This is a genomic window from Paenalcaligenes sp. Me52 (genome assembly GCF_050487965.1).
GTDB lineage: Bacteria > Pseudomonadota > Gammaproteobacteria > Burkholderiales > Burkholderiaceae_B > Paenalcaligenes.
The window spans coordinates 205606-224560 of sequence record NZ_JBKQFO010000002.1; the positions used below are offsets into that span (position 1 = coordinate 205606).

Sequence of the window (18955 nt, forward strand, 5' to 3'; positions counted from 1 at the left end):
ATGATTCTTGAAACCTCCAAACCAGTCTGGGTGATTGGTGATGTGCAGGGTTGCTATCAAAGCCTAGAAGCTCTGCTGGCACACCCAGCGATACAAGCCGATCACGATGCCCTATTCTGCTTTGCAGGCGACCTGATTAACCGTGGCCCACAGTCCCTGGACTGCGTACGCTTAGCCCAATCCATGGGCGATAAAGCCATCACTCTATTAGGTAATCACGATATACATTTGTTGGGTGTGGCGGCTGGCGTACGCAAAGTAGGCAAGTCGGATACGGCCCAAGAAATCTTGGCTGCACCTGATGCCGAGCAACTCGTAGACTGGCTGCGCCATTGCCCCTTAGCCTTGCAGGTTCACGATCACTTGATCGTGCATGCCGGTGTCGCCCCCAGTTGGACCTTAGCGCAGACCTTGGCCCATGCTCGTGAAGTAGAGCAATGCCTGCAAGCCCCTAACTGGCAAAGCTTGTTAGAAGGCTTATTTGGCAATCACCCCGATGTATGGAGCGACTCGCTACAAGGGCAAGACCGACTACGTTTAATCATCAACATTCTGACCCGCATGCGTACTTGCTATCCAGACGGGCGATTAAACACCAAACACAAAGGCCCACCTGATCTACAAGAGGGCCACACTGCATGGTTTGATTTACCGAATCGCGCACTAGAAGTACCTGTGATCTTTGGTCACTGGTCTACCTTGGGCCTGATGCAACGGCCTGATGCCGTATGTTTGGATACCGGCTGCGTATGGGGCGAGTCACTGACCGCCATACGCTTACCGGATAGAAAGATTGTGCAGGTAGCGCACCAAGAAACTCAGGCGCTAAACCCGCTCGCGTTTTAACTTAGGCTTTTTCTACGACGGCAGCATGTACTTGCTGCCACGTTTCGGTTGCGACGACGGCCCTACCTACTTCAGCACAATGCTCAGCAGGCAAAACCTCTAAGAACTCGCACTCCACCATTGCACCGCGTGAGCCCAGCAAAATCCAAATATTGGCCATCAAGCTTTGATCGCCAGTGAAAGCAAAACGCGCAGTACGCTCGCCATGCTGGTAGTAGCGCAGCGCCACAGGCTGAATATCCACTTTCACACGTATAGCAGCTTCAAACAAGCTGGCATGAAAAGGCTTAACCTCGTCACCCGCAGACGTTGTGCCTTCAGGAAACAAGCCCACGGCTTCAGAGCGAACGAAGCGTTGATTCATCTGCTCGCTCACGCCTTTGATGGCATGTCGGTGTGTACGATCTATGTACACCGTACCCGCACCTGATACCAACCACCCTATCACTGGCCATTTACGAATTTCGCTCTTCGCCACGAAACAGGTAGCACGCACCTTATCTAATACAAAAATATCCAACCAAGAACAATGATTGGATACCCATAAGACTGAACCGTTCAATACTGGCTTGCCTTGCACGACGACTTTGACGCCGCAAATGGCCAGCAAACCTTTAGACCAATTCTGAATCATCCATAATCGGCGTGAAAAACCAATAATGGGGAAAAGTAACAGTGTGGACAGTAGTCCACCTATCAGCCACAACAGTAGCCCGGCAGCGCGCCAGACAAATCGCAATACACTCAAGATTCAATTCCTGCTTGTGTAGAAATAGGCTGCCCTTCTTGGGCAGCGTCCAACCAACGCTGCAAAATCACAGCTGCGGCCACCGCATCATCATCGTCATGATTGCCCAGTATTTGCTGAGCTTCCATGCTAGACCCTCGTTCATCCACCAGAACTACAGGTAGCCCGTACCGTCCTTGTAACTGGTTGGCAAAACGTCTGCAACGCAAGGATGCATATTGCTCCTCGCCAGAGGTGGTAAGCGGCAAACCCACCACCAACTGATCAGGCTGCCACTCTTTGAGTAGTGCCTCAATTGCTGCAAAACGTTGAATTTTAGTGACTGGCCGCAAAATAGTTAAGGGGCGTGCGTGCCAGGTCAACGTATTGCCTAGCGCCACGCCAATTTTTTTCAGGCCGTAATCAAAGGCCAGTACAGTTAACTCAGGCATGACCAGCAGCCATACTCAACATGGCCGGGTCTATACCCAACTGTGCTAGCGCCGCATGGTAACGCTCACCAGCAGGCAACTCAAACAAAATTTTAGAGTCTGCGTCCACGTTTAACCATGCATTTTGGGACATTTCGTCCTCTAGCTGTCCTGCACTCCATCCTGCGTACCCTAAGGCAATCAGAACTTGCTCAGGCCCTTTACCGCCCGCTACGTCCTGCAATACATCACGCGATGTGGTCAATGCCATGTCGCCCAATGCAATACTGGAGCTATAACTACCTGCTGGAGCATGCAAGACAAACCCTCGGTCTGTTTGCACCGGGCCACCAAAAAAGACGGCGCGCTGCTGCTCTTCTAAGTCTAAAGTCAGTTCTAACTCTATACGTTGCAGCAGATCTCCGATGGTCATGTCGGTAGGTCTATTGATCACTACGCCCAGCGCACCGTTTTCATTGTGTTCACACACATAGATCACCGTGCCAGCTAAACTACCGGTCACCATCCCAGGCATCGCCACCAGCAATTGTTTGGAGAGATCAATACGCTCAGGTGTTTCCACCGCCTGCTCCGCTGTACTCATGCTGAACCCTCCAATGCTAAATGTCGTAGCGTCACGACTGAAATTAGACTTCAATCAGCTCAAAATCTTCTTTACGAGCACCACACTCTGGACAAACCCAGTTTGGAGGCACATCCTCCCATAGAGTACCAGGCGCAATACCTTCTTCAGGCAGGCCTGCTTCTTCATCATAGATCCAGCCACAAATCAAACACATCCAGGTACGCATAACTCAAATTCTCTCTTCAAAAAACTCTGGACCCCCCGCATGCAGGCAATCCATTAAAATGGGCTTCATAATACTAAACCCTGCGCCAATCTGGCGTACTTTGCTCAAGTTTCATTGATTTTTCACATCATGGCTACTGATTTACCGCCTTCCTCACCGCCTTTGGTGTTGTTGTTTGGCCCTCTGGATCCTACTGGCGCAGCCCACCTTATGGCGGACAGCATCAGCTGTGCCCGCTTGGGTTGCCATGCGCTGAGTGTAGTCACCAGTTTGCACGTACAAGACACCATTTCCTGCGAGCAATTGCAACTTGTGCCGCCCGAGCACCTGTATGACCAGATGCGCTGTTTGCTGGAAGATATGCCCATCAGCGCCATCAAGGCTGGCCCGCTATACAGCGCAGAGGCCGCTAGTGTACTGGCTCAGGTCGCTGCAGACTACACAGCGATTCCATTAGTGCTGCAGTTGCAGTCATTGCAAGATCACATGCTGGCCGACCATGACATAGATACAGATGATGTCATGGACGCGATTTTTCAACTTGTACTGCCACAAACCGACCTAGTCGTAGCTGACAGCACACTGTTGGAACAACTGCAAAACTCAGGTCATCTACCTGAGCAAGACGATGTATTCCAAGCCGTGCTGGATTTAGGTGCTAACCAATTACTCAGCGCCACCACGGCCAACGGTACAGAACCAGCTCGCTACCAGTTGCTAGGCCAAGACGGCACACGCCAGCACTGGCCACTGCAAGCCATCCCACATCGTCTGCATGACACCGATTCCACGCTTAGCGTTGCAATTGCCGCAGGGCTAGCACAAGCCAAACCCATGAATCGCGCCATCACTGATGCCATAGGTTTTACCGAAAGCAGCGCAGAACGGCATTTTCAAGCAGGCATGGGCAAACTCATATTGAATCAAACACTATGACCCAGACATTACGTTTTCCTCGTGGCTTGTATGGTGTCACCCCTGAATGGGATGACACGGCCAAATTACTGGATGCAGTATCTGATGCGCACCGCGGTGGCATGACTGTGCTGCAATGGCGCCGCAAACTGGCTACCCCTGAACTGGCCACCACGCAGTTAAACGCATTGCTAAAACGCTGCCGCGAGCTGCACCTCCCCTTGCTGATCAATGATGATTGGGAATTGGCGCTGCAATGTCAGGCTGACGGCGCTCATTTGGGTAAAGATGACGGCTCACTCAGCATGGCCAGAACCGCTCTGCCTAGCCCGAAATTCGTGGGAGCCTCTTGCTACAATCAACCAGAGCTTGCGTTGCAGGCCATACAAGCTGGTGTGGATTACGTGGCCTTTGGTGCCATGTTTCCCTCTAGCATCAAACCTAACGCCCCTCGTGCGTTAGCCGAACACATACAACAAGGTTTGGCCCACTGCCGTGCACATGCAAGTGCATCAGGCCGGCCCGCCGTGGTCGCCATTGGCGGGATCACACTGGACAATGCTGCCAGCGTAATTCAAGCCGGAGCCGATACAATAGCCGTTATTAGTAGCCTGTTTGAGGCTCCAAACGTTTACCAGCGAGCACAAGCTTTTACGGATCTTTTTGCCAAATTCGCTTAACACGCTCACCTTTACCGGATACTTCACATGACTAGCAATGCAGATTTGTTCGAACGTGCCTGCCACCATATTCCTGGTGGTGTTAACTCCCCCGTGCGAGCCTTTGGTTCAGTAGGTGGTACGCCACGCTTTATCCAACGTGCACAAGGCCCGTGGGTATGGGATGCAGAAGGCACCCAGTACATTGATTACGTAGGCTCGTGGGGCCCGGCCATTCTGGGTCACGCACACCCTGAAGTGATTAAAGCCGTGCAAGAAAGCGCTGCACACGGCTTGTCCTTTGGTGCGCCTACAGCAGGTGAAGTAGAGCTGGCTGATCTGATTTGCCAATTGCTGCCATCCATTGAAAAAGTACGTTTGGTAAGCTCCGGCACCGAAGCCACCATGAGCGCCATTCGTTTGGCTCGTGGCTACACCGGTCGCAATAAAATCATCAAATTTGAAGGCTGCTACCACGGCCACGCTGACAGCTTGCTAGTGAAAGCGGGTTCTGGCTTGCTGACATTCGGTAACCCCACCTCCGCTGGTGTGCCTGCAGAATTCATCCAGCACACACTGGTACTGAACTTCAACGACATCGAAGGCGTTAAAGCTGCCTTTGCTCAGCACGCTGACGATATCGCTTGCATTATCGTTGAGCCTGTTGCGGGCAACATGAACCTGATCAAGCCTATTCCTGGCTTCTTGGAAACCTTGCGCGAGCAATGTACCGAACATGGTGCTGTGCTGATTTTTGATGAAGTGATGACTGGCTTCCGTGCAGGCGCTAAAGGCGTGCAAGGCATTAGCGGCATTCGCCCTGACATGACCACTTTGGCTAAAGTGATTGGTGGCGGTATGCCGGTAGGCGCTTTTGGTGGTAAAGCCGAAATCATGGATTGCATTGCTCCTCTGGGTTCGGTGTACCAAGCCGGTACGCTGTCTGGTAACCCTGTTGCGGTAGCGGCTGGTTTGGCCACACTGAAACTGCTACAAGCTCCTGGCGTTTACGATCAACTAGAAAAACAAACCCGCATGCTGGCCGAAGGTTTGGCTGAACGCGCTCGTGCTGCTGGCCATGCGTTTTCTAGCGATTACGTGGGCGGTATGCTGGGTCTGTACTTCACTGACACAGTGCCTACATCGTTTGCCGAAGTGTCAAAAAGCGATACTCAAAAATTCAATCGTTTCTTCCATGGCATGTTGGATGCCGGTGTTTACTTGGCCCCATCCGCATACGAGGCAAGCTTTGTATCTTTGACTCACGATGACGCCATCGTTGCACAAACTCTGAACGCCGCAGAGCAAGTATTTAAACAGCTTTAATTCTTAAGTTGTTTCGCTGTAAAAGGCGTGTTTAGCGGGCTTCAAGCCACTGCCGTGTCATGCGGCAGTGGCTTTTTTGTAAGCAGACGAATGTTAAAAGCTTGATTATTCGCAAGGCAAAGATACCCCTCACTAATAGAATTGAATGCATTATCTGAGCCCTTAACTGGGTTTAAATTCATATAGCGCTTCTTTATGGAATACCGCCATGAATATGCATGATGTCCCTTTTACTGCGACCCTAGCTGATGCTCCTGACCTAGAAAGCCGTGTGGTTTCTAGCGATCATCAGGACATACGCCTATGGCTACGACTGCTCAGCTGCACCACTTTTATAGAAAATGAAATCCGTAGCCGTCTGCGTAGCGAGTTTCAAACTACATTGCCGCGCTTTGACCTCATGGCTCAACTGCAGCATGAATCAGGCGGGATGAAAATGAGCGATCTCTCTAGACGCATGATGGTCACGAACGGCAACATTACCGGTATTGCTGACCAACTTGAGAAAGATGGTCTGGTAGAGCGTACCAAGCTGGATACTGATCGCCGTAGCTCGTTGATTCGCTTAACGCCTAAAGGCCGCAAGCTGTATCAGAAAATCTCCCAAGCACATGAGTCATGGATTCGTACACTGTTCGCTTCGTTGTCCAAGAACAGTCACCAGAAACTCTATGAACAGTTGGGCGAACTGAAAACAATGGCACGTCTGTTCAGCCACATTCCTGAGATGACAAATTAACCCTAACGGTTTACGCCGATATACCTTTCGTCATACCGACGAAGCCCCATCAGTAGCTGCACTGCGCTCAGCAAAACGGGTATGATTAAAGCCTATTTTTGATCTCTCTCACCTACAGGTGTGTTATGGCTGTCAATCTGCAAATTCCCGCTGAATCCGAGATTCACGCTGTTGCTGGCGTTGAAATCGGTATTACTGCTGCTGGTATTCATAAATCAGGTCGTCCAGACCTGACCGTATTTAAGTTAGCTCCCAACAGTACGGTTGCTGGCGTCTTTACCACCAACCGTTTTCGCGCGGCACCAGTGCAGGTTAGTGAAGCACACCTGCACTCCGATGCCGACACACGAGCATTGGTCATCAACACCGGTAACGCCAATGCTGCGACTGGCGAAAGCGGTTTGCAGAATGCTCGCCGTACATGTACTGAGCTGGCTGAACTGCTGGATCTGCGCCCATCGCAGGTACTGCCTTTCTCTACTGGTGTGATTCTAGAGCCGCTGCCTGTGGACAAACTGGTTGCCGCCTTGCCTGCCGCTGTAGGTAGCTTTGGTGCTAACCGCTGGTTTGATGCTGCACACAGCATCATGACTACCGACACACAGCCTAAAATTCATTCCAGCCAGATCAAACTGGGCGACACACTGACTACCATCACCGGTATCAGCAAAGGCGCTGGCATGATCAAACCCAACATGGCAACCATGCTGGGCTTCTTGGCTACCGATGCCGGTATTGCCCCTGAATTGCTGAAAGAGATGACACGCTCTATTGCGAACCGCTCTTTCAACCGTATCACCATTGATGGCGACACCTCTACCAACGACTCTTTCATCATCATGGCTACAGGCCAAAACGGTGTAATGGTGGACTCCGTTGCGAGCCCGCACTACGCTGGCCTGTACCAAGCATTGACTGCCGCCGCAGCCGAGTTGGCTCAAAAAATCGTGCGTGATGCCGAAGGTGCCACGAAGTTCATGACCATTCAGGTTGAAAACGCTGCCAACGAAGCTGAAGCCCTGAAAGTGGCTTACGCTGTTGCACAGTCACCACTGGTTAAAACCGCTTTCTACGCCTCCGACCCAAACTTGGGCCGTATTCTGTGCGCCATTGGTTATGCCGGCATTAAAGACCTAGACGTCAGCAAACTACGCCTGTGGTTGGGCGATGTCTTGGTAGCGGAAGAAGGTGGTCGCGCCGCCAGCTACCTAGAGGAAGATGGTCAACGTGTGATGCAAGAAGCTGAAATCGTGATGCGCATCGATTTAAATCGTGGCACGCACAACGAAACGGTTTACACCTGCGACTTCTCTCACGATTACGTAACGATCAACGCAGACTACCGCTCTTGATCCACCTAAGGCAGCCCTCAAGGTTGCCCTACAGGTGCTTGTTTTATTGCAGATTTTAAGTTTTTCCCCTACAATAAAAGGCTTAGCTTAAAAGGCTAATAATTTTATTTTTATGATTTTGGCGATTTTCGCCAGATTTTTAGGATTTTCCCTATGTACGCGGTTATAAAAACCGGTGGTAAACAGTATCGTGTTACTACTGGCCAAAAATTGAAAATAGAACAGATACCGGCAGACATTGGGCAAGAAATCTCGCTAGACCAGGTTTTGTCCGTTGGTGAAGGTGAGTCCCTGCAAGTGGGTACTCCTTTTGTTAATGGTGCCGTGGTTAAAGCTACTGTTCTTGCACAAGGCCGTCACCCAAAAATCAAGATCTTCAAAATGCGCCGTCGCAAGGGCTATCGCAAAACACAAGGTCACCGTCAAAATTACACCGAAGTTCGTATCGAAGCTGTTAACGCTTAATTAGCGTACAGTTTTGGAACTTCCGGCATAACTGGAGTTTAAAAAATGGCACAGAAGAAAGGCGGCGGCTCTACGCGGAACGGACGCGACTCACAATCGAAACGACTGGGCGTCAAAATCTACGGTGGCCAAGCCATCAATGCTGGTTCTATCATCGTTCGCCAGCGCGGTACTGAATTCCACCCCGGCGTGAACGTGGGCATGGGCAAAGACCACACCCTGTACTCCTTGGTGAATGGTCATGTTAAGTTCAGCATCTCTGGTGCTCTGAACAAACGTACTGTTTCTGTAATCGCTGCTGAATAAGCATCATTACTGACGGTATCAAAGCCCTGCCCCAAACCGGCAGGGCTTTTTGCTTTACACTATCTATCTTTACATTAGTACATTACACATCAGGTCAAATCACTTTATGAAATTCGTAGACGAAGCAACCATTGAGGTTATAGGCGGTCGCGGCGGCAATGGCGCTGCAAGCTTTCGCCGCGAAAAGTTCATCCCTAAAGGTGGACCTGATGGCGGCGATGGCGGTAGAGGCGGCAACGTGTACGCTATCGCCGACCGTAACGTCAACACCCTAATTGATTACCGTTTTTCTCGACTGCACCGCGCACGTAACGGTGAAAACGGTAGAGGCTCAGATCAATACGGCGCAGCAGGTACTGATATTGTCTTGCGTATGCCAGTAGGCACCACGATTATGGATGCCGAAACAGGCGAGCTGCTATTCGATCTGGATCACCATGATCAAGAGGTTATTTTGGCCGCTGGCGGTCAAGGTGGTCTGGGTAACTTGCACTTTAAAAGCAGTATCAACCGTGCTCCCCGTCAATGCACACCAGGCGAGATGGGTCATCAGCGCAAACTGCGTTTAGAACTGAAAGTGTTGGCTGACGTAGGCCTGTTAGGGTTGCCTAATGCAGGTAAATCCACCTTTATCAGTAAAGTGTCGAATGCTCGCCCACGTATTGCTGATTACCCCTTCACTACACTGCACCCTAACTTAGGTGTGGTGCGTACCTCGGCTTCGCACAGCTTTGTGATTGCCGACCTTCCTGGTCTGATTGAAGGTGCATCTGAAGGCGCAGGTTTAGGCCACTTGTTCTTGCGCCACCTGTCGCGCACACGCTTGTTGCTGCATATTGTGGACGTGAGCACCCTAGATCAAGATGTAGACCCAGTAGAAGCTGCGTTAGAGCAAATCAACGTGATTACTGCTGAGCTGAGCTTGTACAGTGAAGAGCTAGGCGACAAACCTCGCTGGTTAGCACTAAACAAACTCGACATGGTGGATGATCCTGAAGCCCTGCGTGCAGAGTTGGTGAAACGCTTAGATTGGAAAGCACCTATCTATGGTATTTCTGCGCTAACAGGCCAAGGCACAGAAGATCTGGTTCGCGACATCCAAAACTGGCTGGACGAACAACGTCGTCAACAGCAAGAAGCGGAAGAAAAAGCAGCGGGTACTTTCGTACATGTTGACCCTAGGTTTGACGAAAAACGACAAAACATTGACGTACCTCCGCCGGCAGTAGACAACGAATAGCAAAGGCGACGCTCTCGCGTCATTCAGCGCTAAAATCCACAGGTACCCACTCGGGTACCTGTTTTAGTCTAGACTGTAGTATCACCTCTTTATTTGCTGCGTCCCCATGTCTGTATCGTCTGAGAACACCTCCGTTATTGCCCAGGCCAAACGCTTGGTTGTGAAAGTAGGCTCGTCGCTAGTGACCAATAATGGTCGCGGTATTGATAGCAATGCCGTTGCACAGTGGTCGGCACAAATTGCTGAACTGCATCGTCAAGGCAAACAAGTTGTACTGGTATCCAGCGGCGCGATTGCCGAAGGTATTGCCCGCCTGGGCTGGACACGCCGACCTAGTGTGATGCACGAACTGCAAGCCGCCGCAGCTGTCGGGCAAATGGGGCTGATTCAAGCCTATGAGGTGGCGTTTGCTAAACATGGCATCCGTACTGCACAAATTCTGCTGACGCACGAAGACTTGGCAGACAGACACCGCTATTTGAATGCGCGCAGCACGCTCTACACACTGTTAGCGCTGGGTGTAGTACCTATCGTGAACGAAAACGATACCGTGGTCACCGACGAAATTCGTCTGGGCGATAACGACACCTTAGGTGCTCTGGTCACCAATCTAATTGAAGCGGAATCCCTGATTATCCTGACCGATCAAAAAGGGCTCTACAGTGCCGACCCTCGCAGTAACCCAGACGCCGAGTTTATTTCGGTGGCTCAAGCTGGTGATCCAGCTCTGGAAAAAATGGCGGGCGGTGCTGGCAGTGCTGTTGGTACAGGCGGTATGTTGACCAAAATCTTGGCCGCCAAACGCGCCGCCAACAGCGGTGGCCATACCGTGATTGCCTCTGGTAGAGAAGAAAACGTCTTACACCGATTGGCTCAAGGCGAATGCATAGGTACAGAACTACGTGCCACCCTACCCGTAAAATCAGCGCGCCAACGCTGGCTGGCGAACCACCTGCGTGTACGTGGTCGCGTCACACTAGACGAAGGCGCCATCAAAGCGCTGACCAACGGCCATAAAAGCTTACTACCCATAGGTGTGATACATGCTGAGGGTGATTTCGAGCGTGGCGACGTAGTAGCCTGCGTAGATGAGCATGGCGTGGAATACGGACGTGGCTTAATCAACTACTCCAGCTCTGACACCCGACGCATCTTGCGTACTCCTAGCCATAAAATCGCTGAGATTTTGGGTAGCATGTCTGCATCCGAGCTGATTCACCGTGACAACATGGTGTTTAGCCAGAGTAGCAACGCATAAAAAAGGGGCTTAAGCCCCTTTTTTATTACCTCGGTAGCCCCTATTCACCTGCTGCTTCAATCATATGACCAGCCGACACATCAGGCTGAGACTGCGATTTCGGCCGTGGCGGATGATAGTCATATTCTTTTGGCCAAGGAGTAGTGCCACCGGTAGTCTGGTGACGTTTATAGAACGCCACAAAATCGGACCAGCACAGTGCTTTGGAATACAGCCAACCCTGCACAAAATCTACACCATTAGCACGTAGGTAGTCAGCTTGCTCTTGGGTTTCCACCCCTTCAGCCACCATCACCAGACCTAGGCTTTGCGCCATCTTAATGATGTGCAACACCACTGCACTAGACGCCGCACCAGTACCAATAGAATGAATAAATGCTTTGTCTATTTTGAGCACATCCACTGGCAAACTCTGCAAGTACTGCAAACTTGAATACCCTGTACCGAAGTCATCAATTGCCACGACAAAACCGTCATCGCGCGCCGTGTTCAATGTGTCTCTAGCCGCCTCAATGTCCATACTCACCCGCTCGGTGATCTCTAACCACAATTGCTCAGCCTTGACCCCTTGCTCAAGAAAACTTTCACGTAGCACAGGCAAAATACGACCACTGCGCACGTCATGCGAACTCAAATTCAGGCTAATGTGTAGATTACGATCCAGCACCAGAAAATCGCCCGCCTCAACCACCACACGATCAACCAACAAGTTGGTCAACTCAATGATTTGACCGCTTTTTTCTGCCGCAGGTACAAACTCTTCTGGACTGATCCATGAGCCATCACCGCGCTTCCAGCGCATCAAGGCTTCAGCCCCCACACACGCACCGGTTTCTAAATGCATGATGGGCTGATAATACACTTCCATCTCGCGTCTACGTAAAGCCAGCCGCAACGCCGCAGTAAGTGATCGTGGCTTTAGCATTAAGTACAGGGTGAGTAACAAGCTCAACATGGTGAGCATCAATATCGTGGGCATCATGCTTTCGCGGTTTTCCTGTATATAGCTAAGAAAACCTTGTCTAGGCACCATTGCCACTGCTAGCCAATTCCCGTAGCGCTCCATGACAGTGATGTAGCGTTTATCTTGCCATTGCGCACCGTTTTCAACACTGAATACTTGCGTAAGCAGCTCTTGTGGAAAAGCGGCTGAGGCTGCTACTAAGGTACCGTCTGTGGTAGCTAATGCTAACAATGCTGGGCGCGTTAGATACATATCCATAAACCGCCATTCCCGCACCATAGCCTCGTAATTACCATAGCGCAGTAGAAGCACCCGCTCTGCTTCCAACTCGCTTAGCTCTATACCTGCTGTTACTTCCAGTCCACCGGGCGTACCAAAACTAACATCTTGTATCCCCATGAAAACATTTACTTGCCCCCATAAGACACATTTTTTTCCATCGGGCATGGTGTACGCTACTTCCTGAATAGCAGGAGAGTTCACCGCCACTTGCCGCATCCTCTCCAAATGCAGTGGCGAACAGGGCTCTACCTGATACGCTGACAATGCTTTCAATGCATCTTCGGCGGCTCGCAAGGTATCTTCTGTGCGCATCACAATAAGGTGATCGACACTACGTAACCTCTGTTCTTCACTGTATAGACTGAATTGCCATGACAACATGGCAAAGAGCAAAGAAGGAACTATGGCGCCCAAGCCAAGCATGGTCATCCTGATCAGCGCCGCTTTATAACGATGCATATCGGAATCCCAACTAGAAAAATATAAAAATACAAAAGAAATCTGAGCAGAAAAAGGTGCGCGCGCTCATTGCGCAACAAGCCGCACTTCAGACTACCGTTCTTTTCCCGTTTTTTGCGAATTTAATCGCTACTATTTATATCAGCCATTGATCCTGCCACCTTGCAGCAGCACTGCTTTCTACGTACCATGTGAGAGCGCATTCGGTATGGTGATCACCACATACCGTTTCTTATTTTTGCCCTTCCTTTTTCATGACTAGCACCCTTTTCCAGCTATTAGGCGGTATAGGCCTGTTCCTGATCGGTATGTCTATGCTTACCGACGGTCTGACGACATTTGCCGGTAATTCTTTACGCCAAGCGTTAGCGCGTTTTACAGGAACACCATTTCGTGCCTTTACATCCGGTGCGTTAATTACCATCTTACTGCAGTCTTCCACCGCCACCACCGTTACCTTGATCGGTTTTGTCAGCGCGGGCTTAATTAGCTTCACGCAAGCCATTGGCGTGGTAATGGGCGCAAGTTTAGGTACTACGGGTACCGGTTGGATTATCGCTACATTGGGGCTAAAGGTCAGCCTAGGGCTCTATATGCTGCCCCTCATAGGCATAGGTGCTTTTATCAAGCTATTAGGCCGTGGCCGCTGGCCTGCTCTGGGGATAGCCATGGCTGGTTTTGGCATGCTGTTTGTAGGGATTGATACCCTGCAATCCGGGATGACTGGCTTAAGCAGCATGCTGAACTTAGAATCGCTGCAACCTGATAGCTGGTGGCATCGCATTCTTATCATGCTAATTGGTACGGTGATGACGGTGATTCTGCAGTCATCCGCTGCCATGGTCGCCGCCACACTTACCGCCTTGGATGTAGGTGCCATCAGTTTTGAACAAGCCGCCATTCTGGTTATTGGTGCAGCCATCGGTACCACCATGACAGGAGTGTTAGCCGCTATTGGTGGCTCCATTCTGGCACGCCGCACTGCGCTGACTCACGTGCTGTTTAACTTATCTAGTGGCTTAATTGCGCTGCTGATTCTACCTCTGCTGCTGTGGCTTATTGATGCCATGCAAACCTATATGCATCTGCAAGCAGGGGCTGTGGCACTAGCTGCCTTCAATACTTTATTTATTGCTGTGGGTGTAGCGATTTTCTTACCCAACGCTGCACGCTTTGCGCGTCTGATAGAACGCATACTGCCAGAACGAGAAAACACGCTGACTAGCCAATTGGATGACTCGCAGTTGCAAGTGCCTGAGTTGGCCTTGGGCTCTATGCATAAAACGCTGGTGTTACTGTCTAACGAGCTATTTACTGTAGGCCGCCAGCTATGCACTATGCCCACAGAATCCCCCTTAAGTCCTACAGAACGCCAACGCTTACACAAGGCGTTGGAAGACTCACAGGAGTTCTTTGCTGGTATACGCTTAACCGATGAACATGATGCGTTGGTGCCTACACACTTAGCCCAAATGCATGTACTGGATCATTTGCTCAGACTCTACGGTCGCACCGTTAATGTGCGCCTGACCGCTATAGAAAATGTGCCTGCTATTCTTCAAGAGGCTTTAAACAGCACAGACCACCTACTGAAACTCGCCATTCAAGGCGTATCAGGACAAGCTGAAGAGGGCTGGTTGCAGGTGTTGGCCCATCAAAATGAAGCTCTAGGTTTGTTACGCCAACAAGCACGTACACAAATCATGACTGAAACTGCTAACGGTTACAGAGACTCTGCCCAAGCCCTGCATATTCTGGACTCCATGCGCTGGCTAGAACGCATCGCTTACCACGTATGGCGTATCTGCCATTACCTTTCTACCGAGAACCAAACTATCGTAGAAAGCAGTACAGACATAGAGCCTGCGTAAATGACAGCAAAGCCTATTTAGGCTTTGCTTGATCCGTCTTGCACCGGCAATGCGGTGGAATACTTAATTACTTCCATCGCAAAGCTGGAGCTGACATCGTGCAAATCGCATGCTTGAATCAGCTTCTTATAGACGGCGTCGTAACCTTGAATGTCATTGACGATCACACGCAATAAATAATCCACATCACCACTCATTCTATAAGCCTCTACAATTTCTGGAATATCCTGAACCGATAAGGCAAATTTCTTAATCCACTCTTCGTTGTGATGATTCGTGGATACTTTCACAAATACCGTCGTATTTAACCCTAATTTTTCAGGGTCACACAGCACAACGCGTTTCTGGATAACCCCTTCTTCTTTTAATTTCTGTATACGCTTCCAACATGGCGTACTGGATAAACCCACACGGGCAGCGATTTCGCTAATAGCCACATCTGCGTCTTCTTGTAGCATTTGCAGAATTTGCCTATCAATAATATCCAATTTTCTTTCCTTAAAATAATCAATATTAATGATTGGCAAAGTATGGTTTAACTCAAATTTTTTGCCCACCACTTACTTCAATGCGCTGCGCGGTAATCCACTTAGCTTCATCAGTAGCTAAGAAAGCAACCACATCGGCAATATCACCAGGAGCACCAATGCGCCCTAATGCAATGCTGCTGATGGCTCGCGCTGCTGTGTGTTCATCAATAGGACTCATAGCGGTTTCTGTCAGGCCTGGCGCAACAGTATTTACCGTAATTCCTCGTGGTCCTAAATGCGCTGCCAGCAAACGCGTCAACGCCTCTAGCCCAGCTTTAGCTGGCGCATACACAGCCATTTCTGGAAAGGCCATGCGTGTACCCATAGAAGAAATATTGATGATCCGCCCGTGATCGCGCAAACGGGGCAACATGCATTGTGTCAGAAAAAATGGGGCTTTTAAATTCACCATTAGTGTCAGGTCAAACTGCTCTGACGTCACACTTTCAATTGGCTCACGTTTCAATACACCCGCATTATTGACCAATATATCTAATCTTGTTTCGCCAACGGCATCGGCCACAATTTTATCAAATTGTGCCTGAATCTCGTACGGCCCTTTTGCATCGGATAAATCCGCAAAAATAGGCGCAGCTTTTCCACCTTCAGCCTCTATAGTCGCTACTAACTGCATTAACGATTCTTTGGATCGGTGTGCATGCACACACACGAACGCACCTAATCGCGCCAACCTCAATGCAATTTGATAGCCTATTCCTTGGCTGGCTCCGGTAACCAGAGCCACTTTTCCGTGTAGCTGCGCCATATTCGTATTCCTGTAGTCGTTAAGGTTGAACAATCACTTTGCCGAAAGCAGAACGATTTTCCAGCGCTGCAAAGGCTTGGGCCGTGTCTTCTAAGGGGTAGCGCATGTCTACAGGTGGATTCAAATCGCCTTTTTCTACTAAAGCCAGCAAAGCATGTAAGTCTTCGCGCATCCAGCCATTGGAGCCTAATACCGTCAATTCAAAAGTCCAGATATAGCGCAGATCGGTTTTAGGATCAAAACCCGCTGTAGCACCACACGTTAGCAACTTACCGCCTTTCTTCAACGACTTAATGGACGACACCCAGGTATCACCGCCTGTGAAGTTCACAATCATGTCCACGCCACCGGTGCCACTAATACGTGGTTTACCTACGTGCTCATGTAAGCCTTTGATGAAGTCTTGCTCTTTGTAGTTAATGCCGTGATCAGCACCTAGCTCACGTAGTTTTTCTAGCTTGTCATCACTGGAGGCCGCCACAATCACTTCGGCACCACTGAGTTTGGCTAACTGTACGCAGCAAGTACCTACACCACCTGACGCCCCCAGCACAAAGACTTTCTTGCCTTTGGCACTACCATCCAGTGGTAAACCACCACGAGTCACCATCATGCGATAAGCCGTACCGTAGGCCACCGGCAGCGCAGCGGCTTGCTCGTAACTCACACGGTCAGGCAAGGGGATAAGCTGGCTTACAGGCACTTTGCAGTACTCAGCCAAACCGCCATTTACGGTCTCGCCCAACAACTGGTAAGGATTCAACACTAGCGGGTCTACCAACACGCGGTCGCCTACTTTCCAGCCTTCTACATCAGGGCCTATTTCGGCAATACTGCCGGCCATATCAATACCCATGATGATAGGCATAGGTACGGTAATACCGGGCATACCTCGCAGCGTAAACAGATCGTGGTAGTTCAGCGAACATGCCCCCACTTTGATGATCACATGACCTGCATCCGCAGTAGGTGTAGGCCAATTGGCTTCAAAGGTGATTTGTTCAATGCCCCCGTGGGACTGTATAACTTGTGCTTTCATCGTTCCCTCACTAGAGAAATATTATTTGGCATAGCCAGCGGCCATTTTTTTGATGCTCAACTTGTCTAGCTTGTTATTTGCCAGCAAAGGCATGTCTTCAATAAACCGTACATGGCGCGGATACTGATACACAGGCCCGTTTTGCAATGCAAATTGCTTGATGTCGTCCTCGTTGATATGCGAGGCTTGGCGTTTCACCACAAATGCTGCTGGCACCTGCCCTTTGATCTGATCCGACACAGCGACCACCGCGACTTGCACCACATCAGGGTGTTTCATCAACAGTTTCTCCACATCACTGGGGTAAATATTTTCCCCACCGCAGACAAACATGTCGTCTACCCTACCCACGAAGTAGAAAAATCCGTCTGTGTCTCTGCGCATCACGTCGCCGGTTTTGTACCAACCATCGTGCAAGGCTTTAGCCGTTTCATCGTCACGATTTAGATAGCCTGGCATCACCGCTTTACTGCGTACCCATAGCTCACCTTCTTCGGCGTTATCCGTACCTAAACGTACTTCTACATCCGCAATGGGATGCCCCAAGGACAAGGCAGGACGGGTCAAACCAGCGGGGTGCGGCCCAAAAACGGCAGGCCCTGTTTCGGTAGTACCCCAGTTGTTGTTGACGGTGGCATTGGGGAACAGCGCACTGACACTGCGATGCAATTCGTCAGTGATGGGGGACGACCCCATTGCTACACTCAACACCGCACTAAAGTCATAACTGAGTGGTTGATCTTCCAATGCCCGTAATGCCATCGCCAACATGGTAGGCACAGCTGTCACCACTTGGCAGCGGTGATCTTGGCAGGCTTGTAGAAAGCTTTGTGCCGTGAATTTTTTCAGCATCACTACAGTGCCGCCGTATGCCGTCACCAACTTGGACAAGAACAAGGCATTCATGTGCGACAACGGTGCGGCGCACAGAACCTTGGCATGCTGTGTTTGGAAAAACTCGCCCCCATTCACACGCATTTTTTGCAGTGCCCAGATATAACCGCCATGGGTAAGCGGTACCCCTTTAGGCACACCTGTAGACCCCGATGTATACAGTACTGTTGCTGCGTCACTAGGGTGTGGCACGACGATTTCGGTAGTATTGCTGGCACTGCTTACTGTGTTCAATAGCGTAGCCAAATTGATGTGTGGCGTACCTTTGGGCAATAAATGCTCAAACTCGCTATCGCAAAACACCGTCTGCACCTGCGCATCACGCACGATGTAGTGAATGGTGTCTGAAGCCAGTTTGAACCCTATGGGTACTGCACAATAGCCAGCTTGCATAATGCCGTAATACGCCAGCAGATACTCCGCACTATTTAGCCCCATCAGCCCAATACGTGAACCTTTGGCCAAGCCTTGCTGCTGCAAAAAACCCGCAATGCGTGCGGCCTGATCGTGTAGATCATGGTAGCTGAACACGCGCTCTTGCCCGCGTTCATCCACTTCTATCAACCAGGCTTGCTGCGGGCTCACCTGCTCAGCAATGGCTCCACCCAGATTACTACTTTGTGGAAATTGCTCTGTAGACATGACTTAGCCCTTTTGCGCGCTGTAGCAACCACGACCAATGGCCGTCAGTCTGCCCTGCTCGTCATACACATCCACATCGGCTACCCCTACCGAACGGCCTACGCGGCGCGCTACGGCTTTGGCAATGAGGTATGGCCCGCTAGAGGGACGAATAAAATCCACACGGAAGTTAATGGTAGGTACGGCACCACCCACACTTAACGCCACCGCCAAATCACCGGCGGTATCAATCAGCGAGGCGATAGCGCCACCGTGAAACTGGGTGGCAGCGCGATCTCTCGCCAAGTTAGGCAACAGCGGCATTTTCATGTCTACTGTAGCGGCCTCTACATCAAGGTCTACCAGCTCCATGCCACAACTTTGGATGAAGGGTGATTCCTCAATTAGGTTCTCAAAAAGTTGACGCAATTCTTGACTCATAGTGCTCTCCTG

Annotated in this window: 21 protein-coding genes; 11 read left to right on the forward strand and 10 right to left on the reverse strand. The window is 50.4% G+C overall.

The window, feature by feature from the left end; translation table 11 throughout:
• The gene (locus ACLO87_RS12140) at nt 1-846 is read left to right on the forward strand and encodes a symmetrical bis(5'-nucleosyl)-tetraphosphatase (protein WP_430223842.1); all 846 of its coding nucleotides are present in this window, start codon (nt 1-3) and stop codon (nt 844-846) included.
• 1 nt (nt 847) lies between these two features.
• Here ACLO87_RS12140 and ACLO87_RS12145 read toward each other — a convergent pair whose 3' ends face one another.
• The 4 genes from ACLO87_RS12145 to ACLO87_RS12160 are packed head-to-tail and all read right to left on the reverse strand — an operon-like array spanning nt 848 to nt 2816.
• Nucleotides 848-1594 carry a lysophospholipid acyltransferase family protein gene (locus ACLO87_RS12145; protein ID WP_135866669.1) on the reverse strand — a complete coding sequence of 249 codons (747 nt, stop codon included), beginning with the start codon at nt 1592-1594 and terminating at the stop codon, nt 848-850.
• A complete protein-coding gene (gene ruvX, locus ACLO87_RS12150) occupies nt 1591-2025 on the reverse strand; it encodes a Holliday junction resolvase RuvX (RefSeq protein ID WP_430221578.1) in 435 nt (144 codons plus the stop codon). Before ruvX ends, ACLO87_RS12145 begins: the two co-directional genes overlap by 4 nt.
• Nucleotides 2018-2608: a YqgE/AlgH family protein gene (locus ACLO87_RS12155; RefSeq protein WP_135866665.1), complete on the reverse strand. Its 591-nt coding sequence runs from the start codon at nt 2606-2608 to the stop codon at nt 2018-2020. The genes ruvX and ACLO87_RS12155 overlap by 8 nt, the downstream gene beginning before the upstream one ends.
• A gap of 43 nt (nt 2609-2651) precedes the next feature.
• The gene (locus ACLO87_RS12160) at nt 2652-2816 is read right to left on the reverse strand and encodes a rubredoxin (protein ID WP_073102607.1); all 165 of its coding nucleotides are present in this window, start codon (nt 2814-2816) and stop codon (nt 2652-2654) included.
• 129 nt (nt 2817-2945) lie between these two features.
• On the opposite strand from ACLO87_RS12160, the gene thiD reads away from it, so the two are divergent.
• The 9 genes from thiD (at nt 2946) to proB (ending at nt 11076) form a co-directional block, all read left to right on the forward strand.
• Nucleotides 2946-3752 (forward strand): bifunctional hydroxymethylpyrimidine kinase/phosphomethylpyrimidine kinase, encoded by an 807-nt coding sequence (thiD, locus tag ACLO87_RS12165; RefSeq protein ID WP_135866036.1) that lies wholly within the window; start codon nt 2946-2948, stop codon nt 3750-3752.
• The gene (gene thiE / locus ACLO87_RS12170) at nt 3749-4411 is read left to right on the forward strand and encodes a thiamine phosphate synthase (RefSeq protein ID WP_135866033.1); all 663 of its coding nucleotides are present in this window, start codon (nt 3749-3751) and stop codon (nt 4409-4411) included. The genes thiD and thiE overlap by 4 nt, the downstream gene beginning before the upstream one ends.
• Before the next feature lie 27 nt (nt 4412-4438).
• Nucleotides 4439-5716: a glutamate-1-semialdehyde 2,1-aminomutase gene (gene hemL, locus ACLO87_RS12175; protein ID WP_430223843.1), complete on the forward strand. Its 1278-nt coding sequence runs from the start codon at nt 4439-4441 to the stop codon at nt 5714-5716.
• A 208-nt stretch (nt 5717-5924) separates the two neighbouring features.
• A complete protein-coding gene (locus ACLO87_RS12180) occupies nt 5925-6455 on the forward strand; it encodes a MarR family winged helix-turn-helix transcriptional regulator (protein ID WP_135866029.1) in 531 nt (176 codons plus the stop codon).
• Nucleotides 6456-6580: 125 nt separating this feature from the next.
• Nucleotides 6581-7807, forward strand: a complete 1227-nt coding sequence (gene argJ / locus ACLO87_RS12185) for a bifunctional glutamate N-acetyltransferase/amino-acid acetyltransferase ArgJ (protein ID WP_135866027.1) — start codon at nt 6581-6583, stop codon at nt 7805-7807.
• A 153-nt stretch (nt 7808-7960) separates the two neighbouring features.
• On the forward strand, nt 7961-8272 hold the full coding sequence (gene rplU, locus ACLO87_RS12190) for a 50S ribosomal protein L21 (RefSeq protein WP_135866025.1): 312 nt from the start codon (nt 7961-7963) through the stop codon (nt 8270-8272).
• A 45-nt stretch (nt 8273-8317) separates the two neighbouring features.
• Nucleotides 8318-8578 carry a 50S ribosomal protein L27 gene (rpmA, locus tag ACLO87_RS12195; protein WP_135866024.1) on the forward strand — a complete coding sequence of 87 codons (261 nt, stop codon included), beginning with the start codon at nt 8318-8320 and terminating at the stop codon, nt 8576-8578.
• A gap of 106 nt (nt 8579-8684) precedes the next feature.
• Entirely contained in the window at nt 8685-9818 is a 1134-nt protein-coding gene (obgE, locus tag ACLO87_RS12200; RefSeq protein ID WP_430223844.1) for a GTPase ObgE, read from the forward strand.
• A gap of 106 nt (nt 9819-9924) precedes the next feature.
• The gene (gene proB / locus ACLO87_RS12205) at nt 9925-11076 is read left to right on the forward strand and encodes a glutamate 5-kinase (RefSeq protein WP_135866290.1); all 1152 of its coding nucleotides are present in this window, start codon (nt 9925-9927) and stop codon (nt 11074-11076) included.
• A gap of 40 nt (nt 11077-11116) precedes the next feature.
• Here proB and ACLO87_RS12210 read toward each other — a convergent pair whose 3' ends face one another.
• On the reverse strand, nt 11117-12781 hold the full coding sequence (locus tag ACLO87_RS12210) for an EAL domain-containing protein (protein WP_430223845.1): 1665 nt from the start codon (nt 12779-12781) through the stop codon (nt 11117-11119).
• Nucleotides 12782-13035: 254 nt separating this feature from the next.
• On the opposite strand from ACLO87_RS12210, the gene ACLO87_RS12215 reads away from it, so the two are divergent.
• Nucleotides 13036-14652: a Na/Pi cotransporter family protein gene (locus ACLO87_RS12215; protein ID WP_135866286.1), complete on the forward strand. Its 1617-nt coding sequence runs from the start codon at nt 13036-13038 to the stop codon at nt 14650-14652.
• A 17-nt stretch (nt 14653-14669) separates the two neighbouring features.
• On the opposite strand, the gene ACLO87_RS12220 is transcribed toward ACLO87_RS12215, so the two are convergent.
• Genes ACLO87_RS12220 through ACLO87_RS12240 form a run of 5 tightly spaced genes read right to left on the reverse strand, consistent with a single transcriptional unit; the run spans nt 14670 to nt 18943 of the window.
• A complete protein-coding gene (locus ACLO87_RS12220; RefSeq protein ID WP_135866283.1) occupies nt 14670-15140 on the reverse strand; it encodes an Lrp/AsnC family transcriptional regulator in 471 nt (156 codons plus the stop codon).
• A 52-nt stretch (nt 15141-15192) separates the two neighbouring features.
• A complete protein-coding gene (locus tag ACLO87_RS12225) occupies nt 15193-15948 on the reverse strand; it encodes an SDR family NAD(P)-dependent oxidoreductase (protein ID WP_135865797.1) in 756 nt (251 codons plus the stop codon).
• Nucleotides 15949-15967: 19 nt separating this feature from the next.
• Nucleotides 15968-16987, reverse strand: a complete 1020-nt coding sequence (locus ACLO87_RS12230) for a zinc-binding dehydrogenase (protein WP_135865798.1) — start codon at nt 16985-16987, stop codon at nt 15968-15970.
• Between the two features lie 21 nt (nt 16988-17008).
• Entirely contained in the window at nt 17009-18523 is a 1515-nt protein-coding gene (locus ACLO87_RS12235; protein WP_430223846.1) for a class I adenylate-forming enzyme family protein, read from the reverse strand.
• A 3-nt stretch (nt 18524-18526) separates the two neighbouring features.
• On the reverse strand, nt 18527-18943 hold the full coding sequence (locus tag ACLO87_RS12240; RefSeq protein WP_135865800.1) for a PaaI family thioesterase: 417 nt from the start codon (nt 18941-18943) through the stop codon (nt 18527-18529).
• Between the last annotated feature and the right edge of the window lie 12 nt (nt 18944-18955).

Excerpts from the sequence above, each read along its gene's own strand:
- ACLO87_RS12230 (WP_135865798.1), bottom strand. The coding sequence starts at position 16,987 with ATGAAAGCACAAGTTATACAGTCCCACGGGGGCATTGAACAAATCACC.
- ACLO87_RS12225 (WP_135865797.1), bottom strand. The coding sequence starts at position 15,948 with ATGGCGCAGCTACACGGAAAAGTGGCTCTGGTTACCGGAGCCAGCCAA.
- thiE (WP_135866033.1), top strand. The coding sequence starts at position 3,749 with ATGACCCAGACATTACGTTTTCCTCGTGGCTTGTATGGTGTCACCCCT.
- ruvX (WP_430221578.1), bottom strand. The coding sequence starts at position 2,025 with ATGCCTGAGTTAACTGTACTGGCCTTTGATTACGGCCTGAAAAAAATT.
- ACLO87_RS12210 (WP_430223845.1), bottom strand. The coding sequence starts at position 12,781 with ATGCATCGTTATAAAGCGGCGCTGATCAGGATGACCATGCTTGGCTTG.
- ACLO87_RS12180 (WP_135866029.1), top strand. The coding sequence starts at position 5,925 with ATGAATATGCATGATGTCCCTTTTACTGCGACCCTAGCTGATGCTCCT.
- rplU (WP_135866025.1), top strand. The coding sequence starts at position 7,961 with ATGTACGCGGTTATAAAAACCGGTGGTAAACAGTATCGTGTTACTACT.
- ACLO87_RS12240 (WP_135865800.1), bottom strand. The coding sequence starts at position 18,943 with ATGAGTCAAGAATTGCGTCAACTTTTTGAGAACCTAATTGAGGAATCA.
- obgE (WP_430223844.1), top strand. The coding sequence starts at position 8,685 with ATGAAATTCGTAGACGAAGCAACCATTGAGGTTATAGGCGGTCGCGGC.
- argJ (WP_135866027.1), top strand. The coding sequence starts at position 6,581 with ATGGCTGTCAATCTGCAAATTCCCGCTGAATCCGAGATTCACGCTGTT.
- rpmA (WP_135866024.1), top strand. The coding sequence starts at position 8,318 with ATGGCACAGAAGAAAGGCGGCGGCTCTACGCGGAACGGACGCGACTCA.
- ACLO87_RS12155 (WP_135866665.1), bottom strand. The coding sequence starts at position 2,608 with ATGAGTACAGCGGAGCAGGCGGTGGAAACACCTGAGCGTATTGATCTC.
- proB (WP_135866290.1), top strand. The coding sequence starts at position 9,925 with ATGTCTGTATCGTCTGAGAACACCTCCGTTATTGCCCAGGCCAAACGC.
- ACLO87_RS12160 (WP_073102607.1), bottom strand. The coding sequence starts at position 2,816 with ATGCGTACCTGGATGTGTTTGATTTGTGGCTGGATCTATGATGAAGAA.
- ACLO87_RS12235 (WP_430223846.1), bottom strand. The coding sequence starts at position 18,523 with ATGTCTACAGAGCAATTTCCACAAAGTAGTAATCTGGGTGGAGCCATT.
- ACLO87_RS12140 (WP_430223842.1), top strand. The coding sequence starts at position 1 with ATGATTCTTGAAACCTCCAAACCAGTCTGGGTGATTGGTGATGTGCAG.
- ACLO87_RS12215 (WP_135866286.1), top strand. The coding sequence starts at position 13,036 with ATGACTAGCACCCTTTTCCAGCTATTAGGCGGTATAGGCCTGTTCCTG.
- hemL (WP_430223843.1), top strand. The coding sequence starts at position 4,439 with ATGACTAGCAATGCAGATTTGTTCGAACGTGCCTGCCACCATATTCCT.
- thiD (WP_135866036.1), top strand. The coding sequence starts at position 2,946 with ATGGCTACTGATTTACCGCCTTCCTCACCGCCTTTGGTGTTGTTGTTT.